At 70.4% G+C, this 3,311-nt stretch carries 1 protein-coding gene; it reads left to right on the top strand.

Annotated elements, in window-relative coordinates; all coding sequences use genetic code 11:
* Nucleotides 1–79: 79 nt before the first annotated feature.
* On the top strand, nt 80–3,311 hold a 3,232-nt coding region (locus D180_RS18140; RefSeq protein ID WP_017913908.1), incomplete at its 3' end, for a DNA repair ATPase.

The following is a 3,311-nucleotide window of genomic DNA, read 5'->3' as shown; positions in this document are numbered from 1 at the left end:
TGGTGGCGCGCCGCCGCAACCCGTGGCGGGCGCGCGGCGCGATGCGCCGATCCCCCGCAAGCCGGCAGGAGCCGCGACGATGGCAACACCCCCCCAACCCCAGACCGATCCCCAGCCCGAGGGCGACGCGCCCAGCCAGGTCGACCAGGCGGTCGCCCAGGGCGGCGCCTACGACGTGCTGCGCAAGCGCTTGGTCGAGCAGGGCGCGCGGCTGCAGGACGCGGTCGAGGCGCTCAACCGGCAGCGCCTGCAGGAGTTCGGCGACAGCCGTCTCGAGGTGGACGGCCGCTTCCGCATCCGCACCGAGCACAATTGCGTCGGCCGCGACATCGTGCAGGTCGGGCCGGACCTGCTGCTGTTCGGCTACAACGTGTTCCTCGGGCTCAAGAACCAGACCCGCGTGCAGGACGTGTTCGGGCTGTACCGGCTGGTCGAGGGCGCCGACGGCTACGACGTCAGCCCGATCGACCTGGCCGGCAGCTTCCTCGGCCAGGCCGGCTTCGTGCACGACTTCGGCGAGCTGTACGCCTACTACAAGCACGCGCGGCTGCTGCAACTGATCGTCATCGGCGGCAAGCTGCTGGCGGCGTTCCAGATCGGCGAGCGCAGCAGCGACGTGCGCGTGTTCCGCTGGGCGCAGGACAGCGACGGCGCGCTCACCTACATCGATGCGCGCGGCGAACGCGACATCGCGCTGCCGCCGCCGTTCGACTTCGAATGGACCCGCGCCACCCGCGAGATGGCGGTGAACGGGCGCCATTCGCATCTGAACATCCTCGATACCCTGTTCGTGGAGACCATCGGCGGCGATCTGACCATCAAGGTCGAGAACAACACCGAGACCGGGCAGGGCATCTACAGCGAACCGGTGGAGGACAAGACCCAGTCGCTGGACGATGCGCAGTTCGATTTCGCGCGGGTCGGCAGCCTGGTCCTGCTCAAGGTGCTGCCGTATCGCGAGACGCAGTGGCGCGGGCTGATCTACAACACGCTCAGCGGCCGCATCGTGCGCAACGACGCCATCGTGCAGGCCTGCGTGCAGCTGCCCGAGGACCACGGCATCATTTTTCCCGGCGGCTATTACCTGCAGAACGGCGATCACAAGGCGTTCGACGCGGCGATGGACGGGATGCAGTTCAAGCGCGCGATCCGCTCGCCCAACGGCGAGGACGTGCTGTACATCTTCTACGAGCGCGAGGGCGGCAAGTCCGCGCTGTTCGTCTACAACACCATCCGCCGCGCGCTGCAGAACCCGGTGTTCGGCCATGGCTATGCGTTGCTGCAGGACGGGCGCATGGTGCTGTTCCATGCCGAGGGCAGCGAGCCGACCCGGATCCATCCGATGCAGGTCTGGCAGACTCCCTTCAGCAGCGACGAGTTCGCCGCCAGGCGCCCGCCGAGCAACACCTTCCTCGGCCGCATCGGCAATGCCGAACTGGTGCGCGGCATCTCCAGCCTGTTCGGGCTGGCGCGCGCGATCGACCGCGACGAGGTGTCGGTGCAGCGCTACCAGTTGCTGGTGGAGGACGCGCGGCGCCTGTTCGACGCGCACCATTGGCTGGAGGACGCGCACTGCGGCGACCTGGCCGGCGTGCTGCGCGGCATCAGCGCCACCGGCGAGGCGGTGCTGGACGAATACGAAAAGGTGCTGTCGATCCGCCAGCAGTCCGACCAGGCGATGGCCGAGGCCACGGCCGCGCACAAGGCGCTGCTGGCGCGGCTGCAGCCGGAGAACTGGAACAGCATCCAGGAGTTCGTCGAACCGCTCAACGCCATCGCCGCACAGCGCGGCCATCTGCTGACCATCCGCGAGTACCGCTACATCGACACCGATGCGATCGATGCGATGGGCGCGACGCTGCAGCAGGCCCACGACACGGTCGGCGCCGCCACCGGGCGTTTCCTCGGCAGCGAAAGCGCGCTGGCGCCGTTGCATGCGCGCCTGGCCGAGCTGGACGCGGCGGCGCAGGCGGCGGCGACCGCGCGCGCGCTGTCCGAGCAGGTGCAGGCGATGCGGGCGATGTCGGCCGACCTGGACCTGCTGTCGGAACTGATGGCCGGGCTCAAGGTCGACGACGCCACCGAGCGCACCCGCGTGGTCGAGGCCCTGTCCGAAGTCTACGCGCGGCTCAACCAGGCGCGCGCGCGTGCCGAGCAGCGCCGCAAGAGCCTGGGTTCGGCCGAGACCGTGGCCCAGTTCGGCGCGCAGTTCGCGCTGTTCGGCCAGGCGATCACCAGCGCGCTGGCGCTGTCCACCGATCCCGAGCGCGCCGACGAGCAACTGTCGCGGCTGATGGTGCAACTGGAGGAACTGGAGAGCCAGTTCGGCGAGCACGAGCAGTTCCTCGGCGACATCCTCAGCAAGCGCGAGGAACTGGTCGAGGCGTTCGAGACGCACAAGCAGGCCTTGCTCGACGACCGCCAGCGCAAGGCGCGCTCCTTGCTGGACGCGGCCTCGCGCATCCTCGACGGCCTGCCGCGGCGCACCGAGCGCTTTGCCAACGCCGACGAACTCAACGCCTTCTTCGCCGGCGACCCGCTGATTCTCAAGCTGCGCGAGCTGGCCGAGCGGCTGCGCGGCTACCGCGACAGCGTCAAGGCCGACGACGTCGAGGCGCGGCTGAAGGGCGTGCGCGACCAGGCAGTGCGCGCGCTGCGCGACCGCAGCGAGCTGTTCGAGGCCGGCGGCAACGTGGTGCGGCTGGGTCCGCGACACCGCTTCAGCGTCAACACGCAAGCATTGGACCTGACCCTGCTGCCGCGTGAGGACGGATTGGCGCTGCATCTGACCGGCACCGACTACCTGGAGCCGCTGCAGGACGCCGCACTGGACGCCACCCGCGCCTACTGGCAGGTGACGCTGGATTCGGAATCGCCCACGCTGTACCGCGGCGAATACCTGGCCGGGCGCATGCTGGAAGCGGCGCTGGCGGGCGAGGAGGGGCTGAGCCTGGATGCGCTGGCGCAACTGGCGGCCACACCCGACGCGCTGGCGCGCAGCGTGCGCGACTTCGCCGCGCCGCGCTACCGCGAGGGCTACGAGCGCGGCATCCACGACCACGACGCCACGCGCATCCTGCAGGCGCTGCTGCCCTTGCAGCAGGCCGCGGGCACGCTGATGCACGCCCCGGCCGCGCGCGCGCTGGCGCTGGCGTTCTGGGCCGAACGCCAGCGCGAGGAGGAGGTGGCTGCGTGGGTCGCGCGCCAGGCCGGCGTCGATGCGATCGCGCGCCTGTTCGGCGCGCGCGACGGCCGCGACGCGCTGCAGGCCGAGATGGCGCAGGCCATGCAGCGCTTCGCCGAGGACGCGG

Origin of the sequence: Xanthomonas sp. SHU 166 (assembly GCF_000364685.1) — a bacterium.
Classification (GTDB): domain Bacteria; phylum Pseudomonadota; class Gammaproteobacteria; order Xanthomonadales; family Xanthomonadaceae; genus Xanthomonas_A; species Xanthomonas_A sontii.
The sequence above is the reverse complement of the archived record's forward strand: the minus strand, read 5'-3'. Positions and strand labels throughout refer to the sequence as shown.